Origin of the sequence: Nocardia mikamii NBRC 108933 (genome assembly GCF_001613505.1) — a bacterium.
GTDB classification, from domain to species: domain Bacteria; phylum Actinomycetota; class Actinomycetes; order Mycobacteriales; family Mycobacteriaceae; genus Nocardia; species Nocardia mikamii.
This window is the reverse complement of sequence record NZ_BDCM01000012.1, coordinates 532155-556377: the sequence shown is the minus strand read 5'-3', so window position 1 is coordinate 556377 and position 24223 is coordinate 532155. Positions and strand designations below refer to the sequence as shown.

At 67.5% G+C, this 24223-nt stretch carries 22 protein-coding genes and 3 pseudogenes; 22 read left to right on the top strand and 3 right to left on the bottom strand.

Annotation, left to right across the window (positions count from 1 at the left end; genetic code table 11):
* Positions 1-193: 193 nt before the first annotated feature.
* Genes NMI01S_RS17445 through NMI01S_RS17430 form a run of 5 tightly spaced genes read left to right on the top strand, consistent with a single transcriptional unit; the run spans position 194 to position 2370 of the window.
* Positions 194-712, top strand: a complete 519-nt coding sequence (locus NMI01S_RS17445; RefSeq protein ID WP_062998423.1) for a hypothetical protein — start codon at positions 194-196, stop codon at positions 710-712.
* Complete coding sequence (locus NMI01S_RS17440; RefSeq protein ID WP_062998422.1) at positions 713-1507, top strand: 2,3-bisphosphoglycerate-dependent phosphoglycerate mutase; 795 nt, start codon at positions 713-715, stop codon at positions 1505-1507. It begins immediately after the preceding gene.
* A complete protein-coding gene (locus NMI01S_RS34920; protein WP_157126226.1) occupies positions 1473-1895 on the top strand; it encodes a hypothetical protein in 423 nt (140 codons plus the stop codon). Before NMI01S_RS17440 ends, NMI01S_RS34920 begins: the two co-directional genes overlap by 35 nt.
* The gene (locus tag NMI01S_RS34915; RefSeq protein WP_157126225.1) at positions 1895-2122 is read left to right on the top strand and encodes a hypothetical protein; all 228 of its coding nucleotides are present in this window, start codon (positions 1895-1897) and stop codon (positions 2120-2122) included. Before NMI01S_RS34920 ends, NMI01S_RS34915 begins: the two co-directional genes overlap by 1 nt.
* 29 nt (positions 2123-2151) lie before the next feature.
* Positions 2152-2370 (top strand): SNIPE associated domain-containing protein, encoded by a 219-nt coding sequence (locus tag NMI01S_RS17430; protein WP_157126224.1) that lies wholly within the window; start codon positions 2152-2154, stop codon positions 2368-2370.
* 89 nt (positions 2371-2459) lie between these two features.
* Here NMI01S_RS17430 and NMI01S_RS17425 read toward each other — a convergent pair whose 3' ends face one another.
* A complete protein-coding gene (locus NMI01S_RS17425) occupies positions 2460-2825 on the bottom strand; it encodes a hypothetical protein (RefSeq protein ID WP_157126223.1) in 366 nt (121 codons plus the stop codon).
* A gap of 421 nt (positions 2826-3246) precedes the next feature.
* On the opposite strand from NMI01S_RS17425, the pseudogene NMI01S_RS36550 reads away from it, so the two are divergent.
* The 10 genes and pseudogenes from NMI01S_RS36550 to NMI01S_RS17390 all read left to right on the top strand — a co-directional run.
* Positions 3247-3650 (top strand): annotated as a pseudogene (locus tag NMI01S_RS36550) (acetyl-CoA C-acyltransferase); the annotation flags it as partial.
* Positions 3651-3671: 21 nt separating this feature from the next.
* The gene (locus NMI01S_RS36545; protein ID WP_439956276.1) at positions 3672-4031 is read left to right on the top strand and encodes a site-specific integrase; all 360 of its coding nucleotides are present in this window, start codon (positions 3672-3674) and stop codon (positions 4029-4031) included.
* Between the two features lie 334 nt (positions 4032-4365).
* Positions 4366-5493: a DegT/DnrJ/EryC1/StrS family aminotransferase gene (locus tag NMI01S_RS17420; RefSeq protein ID WP_062998418.1), complete on the top strand. Its 1128-nt coding sequence runs from the start codon at positions 4366-4368 to the stop codon at positions 5491-5493.
* 19 nt (positions 5494-5512) lie between these two features.
* Complete coding sequence (locus NMI01S_RS17415; protein WP_218021037.1) at positions 5513-6451, top strand: NAD-dependent epimerase/dehydratase family protein; 939 nt, start codon at positions 5513-5515, stop codon at positions 6449-6451.
* Between the two features lie 2 nt (positions 6452-6453).
* The gene (locus NMI01S_RS17410; RefSeq protein ID WP_062998415.1) at positions 6454-7566 is read left to right on the top strand and encodes a glycosyltransferase family protein; all 1113 of its coding nucleotides are present in this window, start codon (positions 6454-6456) and stop codon (positions 7564-7566) included.
* On the top strand, positions 7563-8480 hold the full coding sequence (locus tag NMI01S_RS17405; protein ID WP_062998413.1) for a DMT family transporter: 918 nt from the start codon (positions 7563-7565) through the stop codon (positions 8478-8480). The genes NMI01S_RS17410 and NMI01S_RS17405 overlap by 4 nt, the downstream gene beginning before the upstream one ends.
* Complete coding sequence (galE, locus tag NMI01S_RS17400; protein WP_062998411.1) at positions 8477-9463, top strand: UDP-glucose 4-epimerase GalE; 987 nt, start codon at positions 8477-8479, stop codon at positions 9461-9463. The genes NMI01S_RS17405 and galE overlap by 4 nt, the downstream gene beginning before the upstream one ends.
* Positions 9418-10227 (top strand): polysaccharide deacetylase family protein, encoded by an 810-nt coding sequence (locus NMI01S_RS17395; protein ID WP_369689913.1) that lies wholly within the window; start codon positions 9418-9420, stop codon positions 10225-10227. The genes galE and NMI01S_RS17395 overlap by 46 nt, the downstream gene beginning before the upstream one ends.
* Positions 10200-10333: pseudogene (locus tag NMI01S_RS34910) on the top strand (acyl-CoA desaturase); the annotation flags it as partial. The gene NMI01S_RS17395 and the pseudogene NMI01S_RS34910, both read left to right, overlap by 28 nt.
* Positions 10334-10647: 314 nt before the next feature.
* The gene (locus NMI01S_RS17390; protein WP_439956268.1) at positions 10648-12372 is read left to right on the top strand and encodes a serine/threonine-protein kinase PknD; all 1725 of its coding nucleotides are present in this window, start codon (positions 10648-10650) and stop codon (positions 12370-12372) included.
* A gap of 512 nt (positions 12373-12884) precedes the next feature.
* Here NMI01S_RS17390 and NMI01S_RS17385 read toward each other — a convergent pair.
* Positions 12885-13265 carry a hypothetical protein gene (locus tag NMI01S_RS17385; protein ID WP_062998765.1) on the bottom strand — a complete coding sequence of 127 codons (381 nt, stop codon included), beginning with the start codon at positions 13263-13265 and terminating at the stop codon, positions 12885-12887.
* Positions 13266-13318: 53 nt separating this feature from the next.
* Positions 13319-15640, bottom strand: coding sequence for an FdhF/YdeP family oxidoreductase (locus NMI01S_RS17380; protein WP_062998407.1), 2322 nt, complete (start codon positions 15638-15640; stop codon positions 13319-13321).
* A 425-nt stretch (positions 15641-16065) separates the two neighbouring features.
* On the opposite strand from NMI01S_RS17380, the gene NMI01S_RS17375 reads away from it, so the two are divergent.
* From NMI01S_RS17375 to NMI01S_RS17350, 7 genes and pseudogenes are all read left to right on the top strand, one after another.
* On the top strand, positions 16066-16965 hold the full coding sequence (locus tag NMI01S_RS17375; RefSeq protein ID WP_062998405.1) for an alpha/beta fold hydrolase: 900 nt from the start codon (positions 16066-16068) through the stop codon (positions 16963-16965).
* A gap of 28 nt (positions 16966-16993) precedes the next feature.
* A complete protein-coding gene (locus NMI01S_RS17370; protein ID WP_062998403.1) occupies positions 16994-17425 on the top strand; it encodes a pyridoxamine 5'-phosphate oxidase family protein in 432 nt (143 codons plus the stop codon).
* Positions 17426-17757: 332 nt separating this feature from the next.
* Complete coding sequence (locus tag NMI01S_RS17365; RefSeq protein WP_062998401.1) at positions 17758-18210, top strand: SRPBCC family protein; 453 nt, start codon at positions 17758-17760, stop codon at positions 18208-18210.
* Between the two features lie 217 nt (positions 18211-18427).
* Positions 18428-18780 (top strand): annotated as a pseudogene (locus tag NMI01S_RS34180) (helix-turn-helix domain-containing protein); the annotation flags it as partial.
* A gap of 609 nt (positions 18781-19389) precedes the next feature.
* Positions 19390-19845, top strand: coding sequence for a pyridoxamine 5'-phosphate oxidase family protein (locus NMI01S_RS17360; protein WP_062998399.1), 456 nt, complete (start codon positions 19390-19392; stop codon positions 19843-19845).
* Between the two features lie 57 nt (positions 19846-19902).
* On the top strand, positions 19903-20898 hold the full coding sequence (locus NMI01S_RS17355; RefSeq protein WP_084513025.1) for an NADPH:quinone reductase: 996 nt from the start codon (positions 19903-19905) through the stop codon (positions 20896-20898).
* Positions 20899-21150: 252 nt separating this feature from the next.
* Entirely contained in the window at positions 21151-24186 is a 3036-nt protein-coding gene (locus NMI01S_RS17350) for an ATP-binding protein (RefSeq protein ID WP_062998397.1), read from the top strand.
* Positions 24187-24223 lie beyond the last annotated feature (37 nt).

The window sequence follows — 24223 nt, the reverse complement described above, 5'->3', positions numbered from 1 at the left end:
AGCAATGAACCGCACTGTGACAACGACGGGCTTCGCAGCGGTCAGCCTGACAATCGCCGCGCTTGCTACCGGAACTGCCAGCGCCCAGCCTGCAGAAGCTGACAACACGGTGACCGTGGAGATTCTGCCCGGGGTTCGATACACCGGAAACGCCTCTACTCAGACGGCCCGGATCACAACGGCTATCGGCAGCATGACGACCGACGCCGGTAGCTACGAAATGCAGAATATTCACGGGGACAACGTATTCGGATCCATGATGCCAGGGACGCTACCGGGTTCGTCGAACACCGCGCCGGCGCCGCCGGCGTTGGCTGTGGCCCGCGATACGTCGTCGCCGACTGCGGGACCGTCGGCCGATGTCGCGGCCGCGGGGGAGGCGGCGCCTCGCGACCGTGAGGCGGACATCAACGCGGCTGTGGGAGTTGTTGCCACGAACTTCGGCCTGGCGACCGGTGTCGGCGCCATGGCAGGCGGAGTCACAGGCGCCGCGATCGGCTGCGGCGTCGGTGCCGTCACCGGTGGGCTGGCCGCGGTACCAACCACTCTCGCTACATTGTCGCTGCCCGCTGCCGCGTTGGGATGCCTGATCGGAGCCGGCACGATCGGCGGTGTCGGAGCGGTCGTCGGCGGCGCTGTCGTCGGCGCTCCCGTTGGCATCGCCACCGCGGTGAACCAATACAACAAACTGCACGCGCAAGGCGATCTGTAGGTGAGGGCGTCTCGCACGCTGGTGTTGCTGAGGCACGGCCAGAGCGTGTGGAACGCGGAGGGACGATTCGCAGGCTGGATCGATGTCCCACTGTCGCCGCACGGCCGAGACCAAGCTCGCCGATGCGCCCGATTGCTGGCGGACGCGGATCTGCGGCCCGACATCGTGCACACGTCCGTTCTCAGTCGCGCCACGCTGACCGCGGACCTCGTTCTCGACGCGCTGAACACGCGGTGGGTTCCGGTCCGTCGCAGTTGGCGGTTGAACGAGCGCCACTATGGCGCCCTCCAAGGGCGGATCAAGGCGGAAATCCGCGCCGAGTACGGCAACCATTGTTTCGCTCGCTGGCGGCGGGCGTATGACGGGCGACCACCTGAGCTCACCGAAAACTCGACACGGTCGAGCGGTCCGGCCACGACTGGAAAGGTGATACCCCGCGCGGAGTCACTGCGCGATGTCTTCACACGGTTGTTGCCGTATTGGAAACACGCCATCGTCCCGAGGCTCGCTCCTGGAAGTACGACACTTATTGTGGCACATAGCAATTCGTTACGAGCTCTGGTCAAGCATGTGGATCGGCTCTCGGACGACGGGATCATGGCAGTGAACATTCCGACCGGGATTCCGCTGCGATACGACCTGGACGACGATCTGAATCCGATTGTCGGTCGTGGTCGATATCTGGACGCGGCGGCTGCAGCCGCCGCGATTGAAATCGTAGCTTCGGAAGGCTCCTCAGCCGAAACTCTAGGAACACATCATGAAATTGCAGAAACCGCAACGAACCAGGAATAGCCCCAGTCGAAGAACGCTCTCGTCGTCCAGACGGGCACCACGTTCCCAAGCGGGGACGGAGCCGCCGACGGCGGCAGATATCAACGCGCAGTGGGTTCGGTCCTCGCTCAGCCAGCTCGAGTTTCTCTGTGTGGCCGGGGTTGTCGACTTGGACATCGCGCCGATGATCGAATTCGCCATCCGGTGGGCTCCGTTCGGAGGGGCCTGCTCGGGTGACTTGCTGGTCGCATTCGGTACCAGCCGAGAGCGTTTCGAGGGGATGATCGGTTTCGGCTTGCGTCCCCACCGGAAGGACGATCGGGAAACTCGCTGGCTGAAGCGATCCCTGCTGGAGGCACTGACTTCATCCTGGCAGTGGGAGAAAATGCCCTGGGCAGCCTCGGCCTGATGGCGACACCTACCGAGCAGTGGCTGCCGGATGGTGGCGATGTGCACGTCCGTATCTGGTTGCGTGGTATGGCTTTCGATTACCGCGCCACTATAGCCGCAGCCGAGAACCTGATCCGCGATTGGCGGCGAAGGCGTTGGTGCGCAATCGAACTCATTCGCTCCGCCGTCGGCCGCTCGTTGCCGGAAGTCCGCCTGCCGAATGAACGATTGTTTCTAGGACCGTAGCCGGGTAACGCGACGGGCATCGCCGTCATATGGTGAGAGGTGAACCTCCGGCCGCCCCGTCGGTGATGCGCGACGACGAGCTCGATCGCGTGCAGGCGGAGATCAACGATATGGTGCGTGCCGAGCGGGCTATCTCGGCGACGACGACCTTCACCTTCGACGACTCTGGCGCCAAAGGCCGCAAGTTCGTCTCCGACATGTCCCGGATCATGCTGCGCCCCTACAACGCCGCGGAACCGAGGGTGTAACCACTGTCCGTGCCGGCTGGCGGTGTCTCGATCGGTCTGTGCTCGCGACGCCGGACAAGCCGAGATCTGTAGGCACGTATTCGAATTCGTCACTGCCCGGGGATGCGGCAACGATCGGTCTTGACGTCCAGCTGGCCGTTGATGATGTTCTGGTGGATGAACACCGTGCCGTTGCAGATGTAGGCGAGGTCGCTGTCTCTGGGCTGGATGAGAGTCGCTTCCTCGACCTTCCCGCTGGTGGGCGTGCCCTGGTCGGCCTGGCAGTTCTGCCCCGTGATGGCCCTGGTTCCGTCGAGTTCCGTCACACCGAACCCTTGCTCCGCGACGTCGCAGGTGTAGACCGGCAGCGGACCGAGCGGCTCGGCTGAGGCCGTCGGCGCCCACACTGTCACCGCGGCCGCGGCGGCGAGGAAGGCGGTGGGCACAAGGGGCCGGGCACAACGAGCATCACGCATTTTCGACCTCCTGGGGTGTCGTACCGATCCGGTCGTGCCGCCACGAGGCCGGCTTCTCCCCGCGACAGCGCAAGAAACTTGCTGGACAAGCTGATCGAGCTGATCGACAGGCCGGCCGCGCTCACGCGCGGCGCCGGGCAGACAACCCGACGCGACCACGGTAGGCGCACCGCCTGCACCGGCCGACACGTCCGCTCATCCCGGCGTGTCTGGCTCCCGAACCTGTGCACCTGCAGAGTCGGACATGGTGTGGCTCGAGGCCGAACGGGTCGCTTCGGCATTGGATCGACCAGACGACGGCGAGCCGTGGAATTCCTCGCTCACTTGCCACGTCGCGTCGGTACGGGATCGTCGGATTGGATTTCGGTCGTGAGGTTTTCGAGTTTTCCGCAGGTCCTCCCGTTTCGCGGAACGCCCAGCCAGGTCCGGCCTCGCCGAGGACGGCCCTATCACCGCGGGGTCGGCGTCGCAGATCTCCGACGGCGCGGCCTCGGTGGTCGTGATGAGCGCCGCGGTGGTCGTGATGAGCAAGGAAAGGCGCAAGCGCTGGGGCTGAGCTGGATCGTCGAGATCGGGGCCGCGGGTGTGGTGGCCGGTCCCGACTCCACGCTGCGGGAGCAGCCGGCCAGCGCGATCGCGAAAGCCTGTGCGAAAGAGAGTATTTCGCCGACGGATTCGGATCTGGTGGAGATCACGACGGCGACATGCACCTTCGAACCTGGCTGGGTCCGCCAGTCGACAAGGACGTCACAAGTAGGTCATCCCCTGCGAGGCGTTGGGTCGGTCCGGATCACGGCACTCGTCCAGGGCCTATCGCGACGTCGATCGCGGCCTGACCGGGTTCGGCTGTATCGGCGCCCGCCCGCCGCGCGGCCGAGCCTCCCGCCTCTGTTCCTGGCGGAATCACGGCGTCCTCGGGGTGAGCCGTTGAGTCTGTGGATGTGGCCGAAAGTGGTGCGGCGCATCGCAGTCGACGCCGGGGTCGCGCAGTTCTCGACGCACACGACCCGGCACTTGTGCTTGACGGATCTGGCGCGGATGGGATGGGACGTCCACGCGATCGCCGCGTTCGCTGGCCAGCGGCACACCGACTCCACACTTCGGTATATCCATCTGTCCGGCCGGGATCGCCCCGTGAGGTCGGCGCAGCAGGCGCCATCCACCTGCAGATCGTCGGGTCCGCCACGGAAACCCTCACAAACTTGACATTTCAGATTCCACAGAAAGACTGGAAATCCGACACTCCCCGCCGACACGCATCGCTCAGAGGTGAGCTGTGAGAGGCTCCGAGGTGAGGATGAGGACGCTTACCGTGTTACGGATCGGACCGAATAATCGCTGGTAGCGGCGCCTGTCCGTGTAAGATTCGTCCTGCTTGGTCGAAATGAATAGTGCCGCGGCTGGAGCCGGTGGGTATTCGACCTGCCGCGTCCATGCGTAGCCCGGTTGTAGTGACAGTACGGCGGCGCATTTCGAGTGGGGCCGATCGCCGTCCGCAGTAGCCGACAAATGGATATTTCGCTGACGAGGAAAGGCTCGCATGCAGATTCCGGCCGCGCGAATCCTGTTCACCGACGATGATCGAGACGAAATCGCCCGTCGTGTCACCACCGCGCTGAGCACCGGGGCACTCACTCTCGGGCCCAACACACGAGAGTTCGAATCCGATTTCGCCGCCGCCCACAGCGCCCCCTATGCGGTCGCCGTCAGCAGCGGAACCGCCGCGCTGGAGATCATCCTGCGCAGCGTCGGCGTTGCCGGACGTGACGTCGTCGTGCCGGCGAATACCTTCGCCGCCACCGGATTTTCGGTGCTGCGCGCGGGCGGCAACCCGGTCTTCGCCGACGTCGATCGCGATACGTTCGCGCTGTCACCCGCTACCGTGGAGGCGGCGCTCGGACCCGACACGGCGGCCGTCGTGCTCGTCCATATCGGCGGATTGGTCTCGCCCGACGCGCCGGCCCTGCGGGAGCTGTGCGACGAGCGGGGGATCGTGCTCGTCGAGGATGCGGCGCATGCCCACGGCTGTAGCTACGGTGGGCGGTTCGCGGGCTCCTTCGGCGTCGCGGGTGCTTTCTCGTTCTATCCGACGAAGGTGCTGACCAGCGGCGAGGGCGGAATGATCGTGACCGCCGACGAGCGTATCCGCGACGAAGCCGTGATCTACCGAGACCAGGGCAAGGCCGGCTTCCTCGGAAACGTGCACATCCGCGAGGGGTATGCCTGGCGGATGAGTGAACTGCACGCCGCGGTCGGCCTGGTTCACCTGCGTCACCTTCCCGAATTTCTGCGGGTGCGCCAGGCCGCGGCACACCGCTACGACGCGGCGATCGACGCCATGGACGGATTCGATCGGCTCGTCATCGCTCCCGAAGCGCGCAGCAACTATTACAAGTACATCGTGTTGCCCACCGACGACATCGACCGGGCACAGTTCAAGAAGGCGGTCAAGGAACGGTTCGAGGTTGCGCTGAGCGGTGAGGTGTACGAGGCGCCGCTGCATCGGCAACCGGTGTTCGAGCGCTTCGGCGGCCGCCGGCTCGAGGTTGCCGACGATATCTGTGCCCGGCACATCTGCCTGCCGTTGCATTCGGACATGACCGATGCGGAGGTCGATCATGTGCTGGCGGCGCTTCGCGAGGTCCGTGACACACTGATGGGAGGCTGAACAAGATATGCGGATCGGAGTGACAGGCGGTTCCGGCTTCATCGGAGCCCACGTGATTCGCCGGCTCGCCGAGTCCGGACACACCGTCTACGCCCTGGATACGGTCGCCCCATCGAGTCCGGACCCCCGGGCGCGATTCCGCCGGCTGGATGTGCTCGACTCGTCCGCGGTCGTCGGCGCCTCGGCGGATCTCGAGGTGATCTTCCATTTGGCCGGCATGTCGAATGTCGATGTGGCGCATCGTGATCCGCTGCGGACGGTGCGATTGAACGTGGACGGCACCGCCAACATTCTGGACGCGGCCCGTGTCCACGGCCTGCGCCGAGTTGTCTTCGCCAGCACCGTGTGGGTGTACGGGGCCGCCTTCGACGTCTCGGGTGGGACGCGGCCGCTGACGGAGGCGGCGCCGATGGCGTCGGCCAAGGCCGGCCACATCTACACCTCGACGAAGATCGCCGCGGAGATGCTGATCCACAGCTACGCCGAGACCTACGAGGTGCCGTTCACGATTTTGCGCTACGGCGTGCCGTATGGGCCCGGCATGAGAGACGAACTCGTTTTGGCCCGATTCGTTCGCAAAGCCATCGCGGGTGAGCCGCTGACTGTGGCCGGAGACGGCAAACAATTCCGGAACTACGTTTTCGTCGAGGACCTCGCCGATGCGCATGCCCGGGTGCTCGACAACGCTGCCGAGAACCAGGTGATCGCGCTCGAAGGCAGCGAGCGGGTGAGTGTGCTCGATATGGCGGAGGCCGTACAGGCGCGTTTCCCCGGTACCCCTATCGAGCATGTTCCGGCGCGGCCGGGTGATTTCCGGGGCATCGACGTATCGAACGCCTTGGCCGAGAAGCTGATCGGGTGGCGACCCACGACCTCGTTCCAGGACGGCGTCCGGCGATACGTCGAGTGGTATCTGGCGGAGCATCCGGACACGGCCGCGGCCCGCGGGAACGGATAGCGATGTCGACTCCCTCCGCGCTGCTGCTGTCCGGCTCGCTCGGTATGGGACACGATGTGATGGCCGACGCGTGCGCGGTGTCGCTGCGCCGGCGCGGCTGGACGACCGACACCGTCGACAGCATGCGGATGATGGGGAACCGTCGAGGTGGACTCGGCGAGAAGGTGTTTCGCGGCATGCTCGCCGTGCCCGGCCTGTACGACGCCTTCCACTTCGGGCCACTGCGCTCCGGAGGCCGGCTGGCCCGGTTCATCGACGCGGCCTCCTGCCGCTACCTGGTTCCCGCCCTGGACGCGCGGCTGCGCGCCAGGCCGGTGCAGTTGCTGGTGTCGGTGTTCGCCACCGGCGCCGCCGCGGCCAGTCGGATCAAGGATCGTCATCCCGATGTGGTGAATGCGGTGTTCTGCACCGACACCTGCCCGCATCGGTTGTGGGTGCATCCCAACACCGATCTCTACCTGGTCACCTCGGCCCCGGCGGCCCGCTACATCCGGCGCTTCGAACCCGACGCGGAGATCGCGGTGGTACCGGCGCCGGTACGCCCGCAGTTCTACGCGGCGCCGCCGCAAGCCGAGGCGCGGGACGCGCTGGGTGTGCCCCGAAACGCGAAATGCGTGCTGCTCATATCGGGGGCGTGGGGTGTCGGTCCGCTGGCCGAGGCGGCCGACCTGATCGCGCGCGCAGGCGTTCACGTGCTGGTGGTCGCGGGCCGCAATGCCGGACTGGAAGCCCGGCTGCGGTCGATGGCCGCTGGCACGGAGCGGATCGTCCCCTTCGGTTTCACCGACGAGATCCCCGTGCTGATGTCCGCCGCCGACCTCGTCATCACCTCGTCGGGGGATACCTGCGCTGAGGCGAGAGTGATCGGCCGCGACTTGCTCCTGCTCGACGTCGTGCCCGGACACGGTAGAGACAACCTCCATCAGGAGCTCGTGCGCGGCGCTGCCGCGGTGACGTCCGCGCAACCGGAGGCGATCCGGCGTTGCGTTCTGGCTTGTCTGGAGCGGGTCGAACCACCGCCGACTCGAATTGCCGTCGAACCCGAGGCGTGGGAAGAGGCGTTCGGCGCCACACTGGACCGGGTCGGGCTGGGCGGCCGGGCGTCGGCGCCGTGAATCAGTCGCTGGCTTACGGGTTGCCGGCGGTGGTCGTCGCCGCCGCGTTGTACGGGTGCGCGCCGGCGATCCAGGCCACGGCGGCGCGGCGAACCGCGCACGGCGGCGGCCTGGGACTGCTGTTGCTGGCGCGGCTCGCCGTGCGGCCGCTGTGGCTGTTCGGATTGGCTTGTGAGATCGGCGGTTTCGCGGCCGAGGCATACGCGTTCTCGGTGGCGCCGGCGACTCTGGTCGCGCCCTTGCTGACCCTGGACATGCTGTTTCTCGTTGTGATTGCCCGCCGCGGTCTCGATGAACGGCTGGCGGCGGTGGGGCGCTACGGGATCGTCGCGATGGTGCTCGGCACCGGACTGATGGCGTATGCGTTCAACGACGAATCGGCACTCGGTTCGCCCGCGTCGAACGCACAGATGCTCCTGTTCCTCGTTGGCGGCCTAGCGGCCGCCGCGGCCGGGGCGGTCGCGGGAGACCTCGGTGCCAGGACCCCACGACCATGGGTCGCGGCGCTCGGGTTCGGCACCGCTGCGGGAATCGCCTACGGCATCGCAACGGTAGCGACACGCCAGGTCGGACTCACCTTCGAGGTAGACCATCCCTGGACGATGCTCGCCACGCCGACACCCTATGTGCTCGCGGTATGTTCGGTGCTCGGGATCAGCCTGCTGCAGCGCGGTCTGCAGGCGGGCGCCGCGGTCCTCACGTTTCCGGTCACCAGCTTTCTGTCCTCGTTCGTTCCCGTCGTGCTCGGTGTCACCGTGCTCGGTGACGAGATCCCCGGAGGCGGCGCGGGCGCCGCCTTCGTCCTCGCGTTGCTGGCGGTATCCGTCGGTGTGACATGTCTCGGCCGCGATCGCGCGTCGGCCGCGCGCAGGCTCGAGGCGGAGACCGGCCCGACCCCGAGGAGGGTAGGGTGAGCTGGCTGGTGACCGGTGGTGGCGGTTATATCGGATCGCACGTGGTGCGCGCGCTCCGCGCGACCGGCCGGTCCGTGGTCGTCCTCGACGATTTCTCGACCGGTCGCCGCGCCGCGATACCCGATGATGTCGCGACGGTCGCGGCGTCGGTCACCGACTTCGCGGCCATGACCGCCGCACTGCGGAACCACGAAATCACCGGAGTCGCCCACCTCGCCGGCCGGAAATCGGCAGTGGATTCGATGTCCCACCCGCTCGAGTACTACGAGCAGAACACCGGCGGAACCCGCACCTTGCTCGCCGCGATGCGCGCTACCGGCGTCGAACATCTCGTATTCTCCTCCAGCGCAGCGATATACGGATCACAGGTCGGAAACGGGTCGGTACCCGAACAGACACCGGCGCACCCGATAAACCCGTACGGGCGCAGCAAGCTCGCATGCGAGTGGATCGTCGCCGACGCCGCCGCGGCGTTCGGCGCGCTGAGCTCGACCGTACTGCGCTATTTCAACGTCGCGGGGGCGGGCGGCCCGGGGCTCGGGGATCGAAACGCGACCGGCTTGATTCCCAATGTGCTGCAAGCGATTTCGACCGGCCAGCCGCCGGTCGTCTTCGGTGCGGACTACCCGACGCCGGACGGATCCTGCGTCCGCGACTTCGTGCACGTGCTCGATGTCGCGAACGCACACGTCAGCGCTGTCGAACGGCTCGAGTGCGGTGGGACGGGGAATTCGGTGTACAACGTCGGCACCGGGCGCGGGTACTCGGTATTCGAAATTCTCGATGCCGCCCGCGCGGTGACCGGCGAGCGGTTCCGATACGAGGTCGGCGACCGGCGGCCCGGCGACCCGCCCCGCGTGATCGCCGACATCGCCAGAATCGGTCGGGAACTGGGGTGGCACGCGCAGCTGGGACTGGCGGACATGCTGGGCAGCGAATGGGAAGCGCGAAACGCCGTGCGACGCGGGCGAACGAGCGCGTGAAATCCGCTGTCGCGCAGGCGATGATCGCCGCTACCGGTGCCGTGATGCTGAACGCGCTCCCCTCGGTCACGGCGATCTCCACCGTTCGCGAGCACCTGACCCCTCGCCTGTCCGGATCCGCGGACGCCGGCACGGTCGCATTGACCTTCGACGACGGCCCGGACCCCGCGTCGACACCGGCCATCCTGGACGCGCTGGCCACCGCTCGCGTGCACGCGACGTTCTTCCTCCTCGGATCGATGCTCGAGCGGGCACCTGCGCTCGGCGCGCGGATCGTCGCGGAAGGTCACGAGGTGGCGCTGCACGGCTGGAGTCACCGCTGCCTGCTGGCGCGCGGGCCGGTGTCGACGTACCACGACATCGCGCGCGCGTACGGCCTGATCGTGGAGACGACTGGTAGCAGACCGCTGCACTACCGACCGCCTTACGGGATACTCTCGGCCGCGGCGCTGACCACGGCCCGGCGCCTGGAAATGACGCCCGTGCTGTGGACCGCGTGCGGGAAGGACTGGACGCGGACCGCAACGCCGGACACGGTGGCACGCCGAGTGATCCGCGAACTCCGCCCCGGGGGCACCATCCTGCTGCACGACTCCGACTGCACATCGGCACGCGGCTCGTGGCGCGCGACGCTAGCGGCGCTACCGCGAATTTTGACCGAGTGCGCCGAGCGTCAGCTGCTTGTCGGCTCTCTGGTGGAGCGGACCTGGAACCAGGGGTATGAGGCCGACAGCCGCGGGCGGGCCCAGTCATGGCGTTCATGAGCGGCAACCTCTGCTACCAGATCGAGCACCGGCGCTGCCGGACCGCTTCCTGCGGCGGACCGCCGACGATGCCCCCGAGACTTCTTCCGAACGCAAATTCGCTGGACCGTCGCGGTAGCCGCCGCGCAGGTCGGTGACGTGGTCGTGTGGCTGGCAGACACTGGCTACACCGGTTCCGGGCGGTTGAATCAAGAGCGAGAGGTACGCTTGAGTCGCGACAGGTTTGTGGTTGGATAGCGCCGACTCTCGACTGTCTGGCCTGGCTGAATCAACTGGGGTGGGGTACCAGCTGGGGCGGGGATGGGACGCAGGCATGTACACCTTTCGCCAGTCGGATGGTCACGGGACGACACAATGGATGACACGTCAGTTGGTGGCGGGGACACGATCTCAGCGGAGGCGTTCGGGCGATATCGGCTGTTGACGCTGCTGGGTCAGGGTGGCATGGGCCAGGTGTGGCGGGCGCATGATTCGCTGACCAACCGGGTGGTAGCGCTCAAGGTGTTGCCGGAGCGCTTTGCCGATGACGAACAGCTGCGCGAGAGGTTCCGCCGGGAGTGCCGGGCGGTGGCGCAGTTGACCGAGCCGCATGTCATCCCCATCCACGACTTCGGCGATATCGACGGTAGGCTCTATCTGAATATGCGCTTGATCGAGGGCACCGACCTGCGCAAGGTGATCACGCGAGAAGGGGCCTTGTCGCCGGGGCGGGCGGTGTCGATCATCACACAGGTGGCCGGCGCGCTACAGGCGGCCCACGATGTCGGGCTGGTACACCGCGATGTCAAACCCACCAACATCCTGCTGGGGGCCGATGAGTTCGCCTCCCTGATCGACTTCGGGATCGCCCACGCCGCCGACGACCGTACGCTGACCTCGATCGGTGAGACCATCGGCACCGTCGCCTACATGGCGCCGGAGGAGATCAGCGCGGAGGTCAAGGCCGATGCCCGAGTGGACGTGTACGCGTTGACGTGCGTGCTGTATGAGTGCCTGACCGGTCGAGCACCGTTTGCGAGCGCAGCGGGGCTGCAGGGTGTGATCGCCCATCACCTGCACACTCCGCCGCCGCGTCCCAGCACCACAACACCCGATGTACCGACTGCGTTCGATACTGTCATCGCCAAGGGCATGGCCAAAAACCCCGAGGAGCGTTACCAGACCGTGCGCGAGCTGGCGGCGGCGGCCAACGCCGCGCTGGGCGATTCCGCGGTCGGCACCGCTGGGGCTGCGCGCCGTGGGCGGCGAATCAGATTGTCGCCCAAGACCGCCGGGCTGCTCGCCGCCGCGGTCGCGGTTACGGTGGTGGCCGCCGTAGCTGTCGTCATCGGTGTTCAACGGCAATCGGGCGGCGGTGGCAGCTCGCCCCCGCCTATCAACTCGGCCTACTCGGCCCAGACTCCGCTGCCGTTCACCGGCGTCAGCTTGCCCACTGATGTGGCTGTCGACGCGGCTGGCAACGTATATGTCACCGACATGGGTAACGATCGGGTGGTGAAGTTGGCGGCGGGTGCGTCGGCGGCGACCCCGCTGCCGTTCGCCGGGCTGAGTAATCCCCAGGGGGTGGCGGCCGACACGGCAGGCAACGTTTACGTCACCGACACGAGTAACAATCGGGTGGTGAAGTTGGGAGCGGGTGCGTCGACGGCGACCCCGCTGCCGTTCACCGGGCTCAAGGATCCTCAGGGGGTGGCGGTCGATACGGCGGGAGATGTGTACGTCAGCGACCGGGGCAACGATCGGGTGGTGAGGTTGGCGGCGGGTGCGTCGACGCCGACGACGCTGCCGTTCACGGGGCTCCAAGATCCCCACGGGGTCGCGGTCGACGCTGCGCACAACGTATATGTGACCGAATTGAGTACCGAGCGGGTCGTGAGGTTGGCGGCGGGTGCGTCGACGCCGACCACGTTGCCGTTCACCGGGCTGAAGGATCCTCAGGGCGTGGCGGTCGACAAGGCGGGAGACTTGTACGTCGTCGACTGGGGTAATCAATGGGTGGTGAGGTTGGCGACGGGCGCGTCGACGCCGACCCCGCTGCCGTTCACCGGCCTGAAGAATCCCCAGGGTGTGGCAGTCGACACGGCGGGCAACGTTTATATCACCGACCTGGGCGCCGATCCGGTGGTGAAACTCCCGGTAGGCTGAGGCCTGTTCCGCGTAATTCGGTGGTGGTGTTCCACCCGGTTCTACGGAGTCGGATTGCTCGGCTTCCGGGAATGTCCCCGAGTTTGGTCGACTCGCGCGTTCGGTCTTTCAGGCCGCGAGTGCGGGCCGGTTTATCGTCTCGAACTCGATCGGAGTGAGTCGGCCGAGCCGGCGTTGCCGACGGGTGCGGTGGTAGGTCTTTTCGATCCAGACCACGATCGCCACACGGAGTTCGTCGCGGCTCGTCCACCATTGACCGACAACGCATTCACGAACTTCCGCGAGCGAAAATGACTGCCCGGATGCCGCGGGCGGGTAGTTCGTCGGCGACCCGACTCCGTGGGGCTGAAACTAGCGCAGGCGGCGCTCCTCTTCCTCGGTGAGGCGTTCGCGCTCCTTCTCGCGCTGCTCCTCTTCCTTCTCGATCTTCTCTTCACGTTCGTTCTTGTCGCTCATGGTTCTCCGATCGGCGGGCTGGTTACCTGTGCCGCAATGGTTTTCGCCGGGCTCGCTCAGCGGGCGAGGTGGGGGTTGTCCGGTCGGACCCGGCACTGGAACATGGTCTCCGCGGCGTTGTCGGGGTCCATCATCGCCTGCTCGATATCGAGGTGGGTCGCAGGCCGGACGACCGTGCCGGCACCGCATCCGAGCCAGGTGACGGTGACTCCCTGCGGGGTGCGATGTTCGGGCACGACCGTGCCCTCGCACGCCCGCTCGGGCGGAGTCACGTGGTAGGTGCGGATATCGCCGGACTCGTTGTCGACGCTGGTCACGTCGAAAGCGAAGATCGCCACGCGTTCCCCGTCGGCAGGATGCCCGGATGCCCACGGATTGTTGTCGACCCCCTCGGGATTTCCGATCGTCTTCGCGATGATGGTCGTGGAATCGTCCATGTCGCTCCTCGTGTGGAATGAGCCGTGGTTGCGGTTGCCGGCGGGAACGGATGTCACTGAGACCGTTCGATCGTGACCTTCAGGTTCTTCACGATCGGCTGATCGCTCTGGGTGCTGTAGTCGCCGATCGCGCACAGCACATTCAGCTCCGGCATGTATCCGGCGGCGCACCCGCGCGGGATGTCGTAGGGAATCGCCTTGTACCGCTGCACCGATCGGGTGCTGCCGTCGCGCGCGATGCTGGTGATGTCGACCTCGTCGAACAGTTCCAGGCCGCGCTCGCGCATGTCCTGCTCGTTCATGAACACCAGGGTGCGCAGATTCTTCACACCGCGATAGCGGTCGTTGTCGGAATAGATGGTGGTGTTCCACTGATCGTGCGAGCGAATGGTGGCCAGCGTCAGCGTGCCCGGCTCCCGTGTGAGGTCGGGCAGGTCCGCGGCGGAGAATTCCGCCCGGCCGGACGGAGTGAGGAACACCAGTTCGCGGGCCGGTTGCTTGATCCGGAAACCGAGCGGCAGCCGCACACGGCGGTTGAAGTCCTCGAAACCGACCAGAACCCGGGCCATCGTGTCCCGGATCCGGTCGTAGTCCTCGACGTAATAGTCCCAGGGCGTTGTGCTTTGCGGCAGCGCGGCTTTGGCGATACCGGCGATGATGGCCGGTTCCGACAGCAGATGACGCGAGGCCGGCTTCTTCATCCCCTTGGACAGGTGCACCATCGCCATCGAATCCTCGACAGAGGTCCGCTGCAGGCCGCCGCGCTGTTCGTCGCGTTCGGTGCGGCCCAGGCAGGGCAGGATCAGCGCGTGGGCCCCGTGCACCAGGTGGCTGCGATTGAGTTTCGTGCTGACCTGCACGGTCAGCTCGCATTTGCGCAAAGCGTCGAAGGTGTAGGCGCTGTCGGGCGCGGCGAGGGCGAAGTTGCCGCCCATCCCCACGAACACCCGCACCGCACCGGCGTGCATGGCTTCGATGGTGGCGACGGTGTCGAGCCCGTGTGCGCGGGGCGGGTCGATCTCGCACACCTCCGCGAGGCGGTCGAGGAATTCCGGTGTCGGCCGATGGTCGATGCCGCAGGTCCGGTTGCCCTGCACATTGCTGTGACCCCGGACCGGTGATGGCCCGGCGCCCTCGCGGCCCAGATTGCCGCGCAGCAGGAGCAGATTCACGATCTCGCGCACGGTGTCCACGCCGTGCTCGTGCTGGGTGATGCCCAGACACCAGCTGATGATCGACCGGTCGGCGTCGCAGTAGACGCGCGCCGCCTTGCGGATCTCCGCTTCGGTCAGCGCGGACTGCTCCTCGATCTGCGCCCACGACGTGGCCTCCACCTTCGCGCGGTAGGCGTCGAAACCGGTGGTGTAGCGCTCGATGAACTCGTGGTCGAGGGCCTTGGGATCGGTGCGGGATTCCTCGAGCACGGCCTTGGCCATACCGCGCAGGACCGCGAAGTCGCCGCCGATGCGGGTCTGCAGGTTCATGGTGCCGACGGGGGTGGCGTGGAAGGTCGCCATCGCCAGGAATTCGTGCGGAATGATGGTGCGCCGCGAACCCGCCTCGATCAGCGGGTTGATGTGCACGATCTGTGCGCCCCGCCGATCCGCCTCGGCCAGTGCGGTGAGCATGCGCGGGGCGTTGGAGGCGGCATTGACACCCATGATGAACAGCGCGTCCGTGGTCTCCCAGTCCCCGAGGTCGCAGGTACCCTTACCGGTGCCGAGTGCGGCCTGCAGCGCGCGGCCGCTGGCCTCGTGGCACATGTTGGAGCAGTCCGGCAGATTATTGGTGCCCAGTTCGCGTGCCAGGAGCTGATAGAGGAACGTGGCCTCGTTGCCGAGGCGGCCGGAGGTGTAGAACGCGGCCCGATTCGGATCGTCCAGTTCGCGCAGGGCTCGGCCGACCATCTCGAACGCCGCCGGCCAGCCGATCGGCACATAGGTGTCGGTGTCCGGGTCGTAGGTCAGCGGCTCGGTGAGCCGGCCTTGGTCCTCGAGGTCGTGATCGCTCCAGGTCGACAGTTCGCTCACGGTGTGCGCGGCGAAGAACTCGCGTCCGACGCGTTTGTGCGTCATCTCCCAGGTGACGTGCTTGATCCCGTTTTCGCAGATGTCGAGATGGATGCCCTTGATCGAATCCGGCCAGGCACAGCCGGGGCAGTCGAACCCGTCGTTCTCGTGGTTCATCTTGATGATCGCCCGGGGGCCGAGGATCGGCTCCTTCTCCTGGCCGATCATGAAATCGGTGACCGATCGGGCCGCACCCCAGCCGGCGGCCGGATGATCGTACGGATGGAACTCCGGCACCACGCGCGCGTCCTTCGGACCGCTGGGCCCGGCATCCTCGCCGGATCGGTTGGTGAAATCCATGGCCATCACAGATCCCTTCGACGAAGTGCCTGTGCCCCGTGGTGGGGTGCGCTCCGGCCATGAGTTCGAGGCCGGTCCGCGCCGGTTCTGTAAGTCTTGCCCGGAGTTCGCTGGTTGGGAACCCCTGCTGAACAGCCAGTGTGCTGACCGCTCGGCGGAACGTTGCGAGCGGTGGCGGCGTTCGACGCCGCGCTGATGGTTCGATTGTCGAATTGTACTGCTGCACAGAAGAATTGAATTGTGGAGCGAACAGTCGGAGTTTGCTGTTCCCCGGCTCGGGATGGCCCCCGGCGGCTTTCGCATGTCAGCGCCGATCCGTCTCGGGCATGCCGGGACCGGGTGGTCGGGATCGAGAACACCATTTTTGCGCCACCGGTGGCGTACACCTGCCGATATGGTCCGAGGAGCGGGCCCGGGCGAAGGAGGCGGCGATGGCAGTGACGGCGGAGGCGGATGTCGCGGCGCCGGGATGGTTTACGCAGGCCATTGCGGAACTGCCCGAACATCGCGAGGTCGACGTCGACGGGGGTGTCGTTCACCTGCGGTGCTGGGGCCGGGCGGGGACGGCCGGTGTGGTGCTGGTGCACGGCGGATCGGCGCATTCGGGCTGGTGGGACCACATCGCTCCGCTGTTGGCGGGTACGTATCGTGTGGTGGCGCTGGATTTGTCCGGTCACGGTGACAGCGCCGTGCGATCCCGGTATCCGATCGAGGGCTGGGCGGATGAGGTGATGGCCGCTGCCGAGGCCGGCGGGATAGCCGGACGGCCATACGTCATCGGGCACAGCATGGGTGGGCGAGTGAGCGCCGTGTCCGCTGCTCGGCATCGGGAATCGCTCGCGGGTCTGGTCGTCATCGATTCTCCGTTTCAGGAGCCGTCGGAAGAGTCCATCATCGCGCAGTTGCTCCACCGGCCCAAGACGTACTCGACGCGGGCTGAGATCTGTGGCCGGTTTAGAACCGTCCCGGACCAGGCGGTTGTGCTTCCTTACGTCGCACGGCACGTGGCGGAGGAATCGGTGCGAGACACCGGTGCCGGGTGGGGCTGGAAGTTCGATCCCGAGATGTTGCGCAAGCGCCTCGAAGACGGGCGTATCCCACCGCTGGGCTCACTGCGAGCCGTGGACGCATCCGTGCTCTACATCCGATGCGAACGCGGTTTGGTGACCCGGGAGCGGGCGCTGGAGATCGCGAACTTGTTCGGGCGACCCGCGACGGTGGTCGAATTGGCCGAGGCCGGTCATCACCCGATGATGGATCAACCGCTTGCGCTGGTGGCGACCTTGCGGACCGTCCTCGCCCAGTGGGATTCGCGTTCTCGACCGGAATAACGGCGCGGCCCGCTCCGTTCGACGTCTTATGCCGAAACCTTTCTCGGAAGCCGAGCGTCAAGAGTTCCTGGCGGGCAAGCACATCGGAGTGCTGTCGGTCGCGGCTACCGACGGCCGTCCGCCCGCCACCGCACCGATCTGGTACGACTACACCCCCGGCGGCAATATTCGCATCAACACCGGCGCGGCGCGACGTAAGGCCAGGCTGGTGCGGGAAGCCGGCGTGGTGACACTGACGGTGCAGCGCGAAGAGTTGCCCTATCAGTACGTCATCGTCGAGGGCACGGTCGTCGAGGCCGTCACCCCCTCGCCTCGGGAGGCGCGGGTGAGTATCGCCAGCCGCTATCTCGGTCCGGAGGAGGGCCGCGCCTTCGCGGACCGGATGGACGGCAACGACTCCGTACTGTTCACCATCCGCCCCGACCGCTGGATCAGCCAGGACTACTCGGGTGATCTCTGACAGCACTGTTCGGGCGTCCGGTCGGCGAAATAGTGTGCTCGACACGAGCAGGTCCAGTTGGTGGCGGTGGCCCGGTCGTTCCCGATCCGCCGGTGGGGCGTGAAGATCGATTCAGCATCAGCGACTGCGCACGCGCCGGGTCCAGTACGCCAGCATTCATTTACGTTTCATGCACCACTCCTGCAATGTGCGGGCAGCTGTTTGCTGGTGTCCCCGGATAGGGCGCATGGCCTGGCGTGATGGCGGCCGGTCACCCGCGGTGTGATCCGGCGGGCCTCGGGTCGAGGAATCGGGCAACGTCCGCGGCGCGCCCGAGGAACTACCATCGACGTGTGCCCGTGGATGTCACCACCACGATCGAGATCGGGCGGGATCGGCAGCAGGTCGCCGACTACGCGATGGACCCGGCCAACGCCACCGCGTGGTATCGGAACATCGACTCGGCCCGGCTGCTCACGCCCGGTCCGCTGGCGGTCGGTTCGGCCATGGCTTTCGAAGCTCGTTTCCTCGGGCGATCCCTTGCCTACACCTACACCGTCGTCGTTCTGGAGCCGGGCAGGCGGCTCGTGATGGCGTCCGCCGACGGCCCGTTTCCCATGGAGACGACATACGCGTTCGAGGACACCCCGACCGGCTCGACGATCATGACACTGCGCAATCGTGGCGAGCCCGCCGGATTCTCCGGGCTCGTCGCCCCGCTGATGGCACCGGCGATGAGGTCTGCGAACCGCAAAGATCTGCAGCAGCTGAAGGCGGTCATCGAGGCCGCGCAACCGGGGAGCTGAGAAGCGCGCACTCAAGGTCGTAGCCTCCCTCCCGCTCGGCCGCGGAGATTCGCCGGTGAGCGCCCGCTGATCGCCGCAGCTCTCGACGTCGAGGCGGTGCGCGTCGACCATGCCGGTTCGACCTCGATCCCGCAGGCCCGGTACAGAATTCGCGCGCGTCAGCGGCCGAGCATCGACTCGAACTGTTCGGGGACGCGCGCACCCTCGACTTGCGCGGCAGGGTCTGCGTCGCGAGGAGATGGCGTTACTGGCGGGGGTATCGGTCGACTACTACGTGCGCATGGAGCGAGGCAGCCTCGCCGGTGCCTCCGATGGTGTGCTCGACGCGATGGCTTCTGCGTTGCGACTCGACGAGGTGAGCGCGACCACCTGTTCCACCTCGCCCGCCGATCCGGAGCGTCCAACGGGCCGCGCCGGCGCAGGCCTGCCGTGGCGGTGCGCTCGACGTTGCAGCAGGTACTCGACGCCATCTCCGATGCGCCGGCCTGGATCTGTAACGGACGTTATGACGTGCTCGCGATGAATCGACTTGCCCGCGCGCTGTTTTCACCGGTGCTGGCCACCGCTCGGTTGCAGGAATATAGGGAGTCATGCGAGCCTGTTCATCCGTGGGGATCGGACAGCGGCTTCGCTGGCAGACGCCGGGCGTAGAGCCGCAATCGAACAAGTCTGCGTCGGCGGCAGATGCGCCTGTGGCATGGCACGACGTGCTCGGTGCCCTCGACCGCCTCGCGCCCGAAATCGCGGCAACCTGCCGCGCGCGGCAAGTCCCGTCCCCCGAGCGGTCACTGCTGACGGGGCGGGGGTGGCTTCTCGACTTCTATCCCAGTGCGCGGCTGCAGTTGCGAGTCGATTGGACTGGCGGCTGGGCGTTCATGCACCGCCCCATCCCTCGGCCCGGCGCATACCGGGCTCTTCCCGGGCATGGAGCGAAGAAGATCTCGACAAACGATGCTCGTCTGCATTGGGAGAGCCGAGTAGCCGGCGACCCCAGCGCCCGCTCGGCGTTCACAGAACCCGCTCTTCGTGAAAGTTTCCGGAATCAGCTCGCACGTCTGTCTCCGGCCGGAACGCGGTGAGCGACTTGCTGTGAAGCCGGCCGAGGCGCGCCCGTCATGGCGCAGATCATGACGAGTGCTGGCTAGGATTCGCCGGGAGGTCCGGGGGTAGGCAGGGGGCATGGGTGTCATCGACGAGGACATGCGCTCGATCGTGGACAGCGCCAAACTGGGATTCGTCGCCACGGTGTGCGCGGACGGATCACCGAACCTTTCCCCGAAGGGAACGGTGCGGGTGTACGACGACGACCATCTGGTGTTCCTGAATCAGGCATCGCCGGGCACGGTCGCCAACTTGCGGCGTGATTCCCGGCTGGAGATCAACGTCGTCGACTTCCTCAAACGCCGCGGGTACCGGTTCAAGGGCACCGCCGAATTCCATGGACCCGGCAGCCCGGTGTTCGAGTGGATTCACGACTGGTTGCTCGCCACGCAGGGACCGGGATATCCCGCGATCGAAGCGGTACTGGTAACGGTCGACCGCGCCCTGCCGGTGGACTCGCCGGCCTACCAGTTCGGGCATGCCACGGAGTCCGAGCTGCGGGCGGCCTGGGCCGAAACGTACGGGGTCCGGTAAGTCCCCAGGCCGTGACCGGCGTGCGGCGCCTCATCGGCCGAAAGGAGGCAGGCCACGATGGCCGGGATTCCGGACGTGATGTACGCGGCCTACGTGGCGGCGCTCGGCCCGGCCGATGCGATCCACTACGGGCGGTTGCCCGTACCGCAGATCGGACCCACCGATGTGCTGGTGGCCGTCCACGCGGTCACGGTCGACCCGGTGGACACGTTCGTGCGGTCGGGGGCGTATGCGACGCCGACTCCTTTCCCGTTCGTCATCGGCCGCGACCTGGTCGGAAACGTCGCGGCGGTCGGCAACGGTGTAGCTGGTCATGCGGTCGGGGACGCGGTGTGGTGCAACAGTCTGGGCCACGGTGGCCGGCAGGGCTCGTTCGCGCAGTACGCGGTTGTCCCGGTCGACCGGCTGTACCACCTGCCCGACGGGGTGGACCCGGTCCAGGCGGTCGGTGTCGCACATCCGGGCGCCACGGCATGGCTGGGGTTGTTCCGGCACGCTCGGCTCGGGCTGGGGGACGTCGTATATATCGGCGGCGGTGCCGGGAACGTCGGCGATGCCGCGGTCCGCCTGGCGCACGCGGCCGGCGCCCGGGTGATCGCGTCCGCCTCCGGGAACGGACTCGAGCGTGCCCGGGATGCGGGGGCCGCCGCGGTGGTCGACTACCGGGACCCCGATATGGTCGACCGGATCCGGGCGGCGGCGCCCCAGGGGTTGGACGTGTATTGGGACACCTCGGGCCACCACGACATCGACGTCGCGGTCGCATTGCTGGCCCGCGGGGGCCGGCTCCTGCTGACAGCGGCCGGACCACAGGCGCGGGTGCCGCTACCCGTCGACCGCGCCTACACCCACGACGTCACTGTGGCTGGGTTCGCGATCAGCAACGCCACCGTCACCGACCTGGCCGCCGCGGCGACCGTGCTCAACCAGAAGCTCGCCGACCGGACCCTGACCGCGCGAATCGCCGACACGATGCCCTTGGCGCGAGCAGCCGAAGCACACCACCGTCTCGAAAAGGGCGGCGTGCACGGGCGGCTCATCCTGATGCCCTGACCACAGACCAGACCGGCGGTCGATGCGTCGCATCGCAGGATCATCGTCGACGAGGTATCTGCCGGGGGGAAGAAGCCGTGACCGTTCGAGTGCCCGCCGGCTCGGTGCGTGGGGGTGCGGCCGGAACCTGACGGGCCGGTGTTCCCTCTGTCGGGCCGAGCCCGCGCGCCCGGTGTTGGGCATACTTGCGGTCGTGCAGATCGGGATTCTGGGTCCGGTGGAGATGCGCCGGGCCGGGGGAGTCCGGTCGCGGTGGGTGGTCCGCAGCTGCGGATGGTGCTGGCACTGTTGGCCTCGGAGGCCGGTTCGCTGGTGTCGCGGGATCGGGTGATCGACGACCTGTACGGGCGGCAACCGCCGGCCGACGCCAAACATGCGTTGCAGTCGCAGATTTCGCGCTTGCGGCGGGCGTTGCGGGCTGCCGGTGCCGAGGAGTGCCTGGAGTCGACGGCAGCCGGTTATCGCCTCGCGATCGACCCGGAAGCGGTGGATGCGCATCGATTCACCCGGTTGGCCGGCGATGCTCGCGGCGCCCTGCGCGACCGGGACCCGGCGGCCGCCGCCGCGTTGCTCGACGAAGCCGAGCGGATGTGGCGGGGCGCCGCCCTGGCCGACATCTCCGACGCCCCGTTCGCGGCCGCCGTGGCCACCCGCCTGACCGACATACGGTGGGCCGCCCGGGAGGATCGCGCCGAAGCCGCGCTGATGCTCGGTGACCATCGCGGCGCGGTCGCCGTGCTGACGGAACTGGTTGCCGCGCAACCACTCCGGGAGCGAGCGCGAGCGCTGTTGATGCGTGGGCTGTCGGGCACCGGCCGCCGTGGTGAAGCGCTCGAACTGTTCGAACAGGGCAGGCGGCTGCTGGCCGACGAACTCGGTGTCGATCCCTCGCCGGAACTCTCGCAGGCGCACGTGGACATCTTGCGGGCGGAAGCCGGGACGGCCCGGACCCGCCGCTGGCCGGCGCCACTCACCAGCTTCGTCGGACGTGACGATGAGCTGACACAGATTTCGGTGTTACTTGCCCGGTCCCGGCTGGTGACGCTGACCGGCCCCGGTGGCACCGGCAAAACGCGGCTGGCGCTGGAGGCCGGGGCGCGGGCACTGGGTGAGGTGTTCTTCGTTGACTTGTCGCCGCTGTCGGCCGGTGGGCAGATCGCCCGGGAGATCTCGGCGGTACTGGGTGGTCGCGCGGGCACCGAGCACGACGACGCGGAGGGTGAGCTGACGGCCCTGCTCGCCGAACGAACGGTGCTGATCGTGCTCGACAATTGCGAGCACCTGGTGGACGACGTGGCTCGGCTGGTGCATCGGTTGCTGCGCGACTGCCCGGGCGTCCGGGTGCTGGCCACCAGCCGGGAATCGCTGCGCCTCACCGGTGAAACGGTCCTCGTGGTCGGACAGCTGCCGGTCGCGGACGCCGAGGCGCCCCTGGCCGAACAGCTCGGCGGAGCCGCGGTACGGCTGTTCGCCGATCGGGCCGCCGCAGCGCGGCCGGGATTCACCGTCGACGCGGGCACGATCGCGCTCGTGCGGCGCATCTGTGCGCGACTGGACGGGCTGCCGCTCGCACTGGAGCTGGCCGCCGCGCGGCTGCGCACGCTGGATACCGCCGAGATCGATGCCCGGCTCGCCGACCGGTTCCGATTGCTGACGCGGGGAGACCGCACCGCCGAACCTCGGCACCGAACTCTGCAGGCAGTGGTGCAGTGGAGCTGGGAGTTGCTGGATCCCGGCGAGCGTCTGCTGGCCCGGCGCTTCGCGGTGTTCGCCGGCGCGGTCACCCCGGCCACTGCGGCGTCCGTCTGTGAACTCGACGACGCCGACGAACTGCTCTCGAGTTTGGCCGAGAAATCTCTGGTGGAGGTACGCCGGGGCCGTTACCGGATGTTGGAGACGATCCGCGCCTTCTGCCTGGCCCGGCTGGTCGAATCCGGTGAGCACGAGCAGCTGCGCGGCGCCTTTGCCCGCTACTACACGGAACTGGCCGAGCGGGCGGATCATCTGCTGCGTGGCCCGGATCAGTTGCGTTGGCTGGCGCTGCTGTCCGAGGAACACGACAATCTGCAAGCAGCGTTGCGCTGGGCCGTGAGCGCCGATCCCGCACTGGCGCAACGGCTCATCGCCGCCCAGGCATGGTATTGGTGGCTCAGCGGTCGCCCCGGCGACGCGGTCGAGCTGGCGGGTACGCTGCTGCCCCTTCTGGATCCGGACGCGAGCGTCGAGGAATACGCGCTGTGTGTGGCCGTGGCCGCGCGAGGGGAGCCGGGTCCGTCGGCGGCGGTCGGCGTGGCCGTCGCGGCGCTGTCACAGGTGGACAAGCCTTTGCGGCGACCACATCTGGTGTTTCTGCTGGCGACCGTGGGCGGGCTACCGCGCCCGGAGACCGAGCGCCTGGATCGATTGTTCGGTCCCGACCCGTGGGCGCGGGCCTTTCGCCGACTCGGAGAGGGACTGCGCCTGCTCATGTCCGGGCAACCTCGGCGCGCCGAACCCGAATTGTGTTGTGCGCTGGCGGACTTCCGCGCCGCCGGCGATCGCTGGGCGATAGCGACGACGCTGGACAAACTCGCTGTCGTCGCCGAATGGCGCGGTGAGCGCGGCGCAGCCCTCGAATCGATCGACGAGGCAGTGCTCTTGCTCGCCGAACTGGGTGTCGGCGACGAGGCCGCCGATCTGCTCAACCGCCGCGGCGACCTGCTGGCGCACAACCCGGCGCGCGCTGATGACGTCGCCGACGCCGAGGTCGCCTACCGGCGCGCGGCCGACATGGCCCGGGACGCGGGCGCGATGGATATCCATGCCAACGCGTTGCGTGGGCTCGGTGACCTGGCCCGGACCGCCGGACAGCGGGCCGAGGCGCGACGGTACTACGCCGCCGCCTTCGAGTCGCCCGACAACGGATCGGTCGGCATGGCCGAAGCCCGGGCCCGCAGCCTCATCGGAATGGGGTGGGTGGCGCTGACGGAAGGCGACATCGAGGCCGGCCTCGCGGCGCCCCGCGAGGCGTTCGCGTTGTCGCAGCGCGTCTCCCGGCCGGTGGCCGCCGAGGCCGTCGAAGCGGTGGCGGGGTTCGCGGCCGCGCTCGGCGATCCGGAACGGGGTGCGGTGTTGCTCGGCGCGGCCGAGGCGTTGCGCGGAATGTCCGCGGCCGGACGCGGTGAGGTCGCCGACATCGCCGCCCGGTGCCGCGCGGAGCTGGGTGAACACGGTTTCGGGGCCGCATACGCCCGCGGTGCCGGAGCCACAATCGAGGAGGTGGCGGCGCTGCTCGGTGACTGGCGGTGAGCCGGCGGTGAGGGCGCGGTGAGTGCCGCACCCGACG

Bases quoted from the DNA above. Each gene is read 5' to 3' on its own strand.
- NMI01S_RS17445 (WP_062998423.1), top strand. From the start codon at position 194: ATGACGACCGACGCCGGTAGCTACGAAATGCAGAATATTCACGGGGAC.
- NMI01S_RS34920 (WP_157126226.1), top strand. From the start codon at position 1,473: ATGAAATTGCAGAAACCGCAACGAACCAGGAATAGCCCCAGTCGAAGA.
- NMI01S_RS34915 (WP_157126225.1), top strand. From the start codon at position 1,895: ATGGCGACACCTACCGAGCAGTGGCTGCCGGATGGTGGCGATGTGCAC.
- NMI01S_RS17430 (WP_157126224.1), top strand. From the start codon at position 2,152: ATGGTGAGAGGTGAACCTCCGGCCGCCCCGTCGGTGATGCGCGACGAC.
- NMI01S_RS17425 (WP_157126223.1), bottom strand. From the start codon at position 2,825: ATGCGTGATGCTCGTTGTGCCCGGCCCCTTGTGCCCACCGCCTTCCTC.
- NMI01S_RS17420 (WP_062998418.1), top strand. From the start codon at position 4,366: ATGCAGATTCCGGCCGCGCGAATCCTGTTCACCGACGATGATCGAGAC.
- NMI01S_RS17410 (WP_062998415.1), top strand. From the start codon at position 6,454: ATGTCGACTCCCTCCGCGCTGCTGCTGTCCGGCTCGCTCGGTATGGGA.
- NMI01S_RS17395 (WP_369689913.1), top strand. From the start codon at position 9,418: ATGGGAAGCGCGAAACGCCGTGCGACGCGGGCGAACGAGCGCGTGAAA.
- NMI01S_RS17385 (WP_062998765.1), bottom strand. From the start codon at position 13,265: ATGGACGATTCCACGACCATCATCGCGAAGACGATCGGAAATCCCGAG.
- NMI01S_RS17380 (WP_062998407.1), bottom strand. From the start codon at position 15,640: ATGGCCATGGATTTCACCAACCGATCCGGCGAGGATGCCGGGCCCAGC.
- NMI01S_RS17375 (WP_062998405.1), top strand. From the start codon at position 16,066: ATGGCAGTGACGGCGGAGGCGGATGTCGCGGCGCCGGGATGGTTTACG.
- NMI01S_RS17370 (WP_062998403.1), top strand. From the start codon at position 16,994: ATGCCGAAACCTTTCTCGGAAGCCGAGCGTCAAGAGTTCCTGGCGGGC.
- NMI01S_RS17360 (WP_062998399.1), top strand. From the start codon at position 19,390: ATGGGTGTCATCGACGAGGACATGCGCTCGATCGTGGACAGCGCCAAA.
- NMI01S_RS17355 (WP_084513025.1), top strand. From the start codon at position 19,903: ATGGCCGGGATTCCGGACGTGATGTACGCGGCCTACGTGGCGGCGCTC.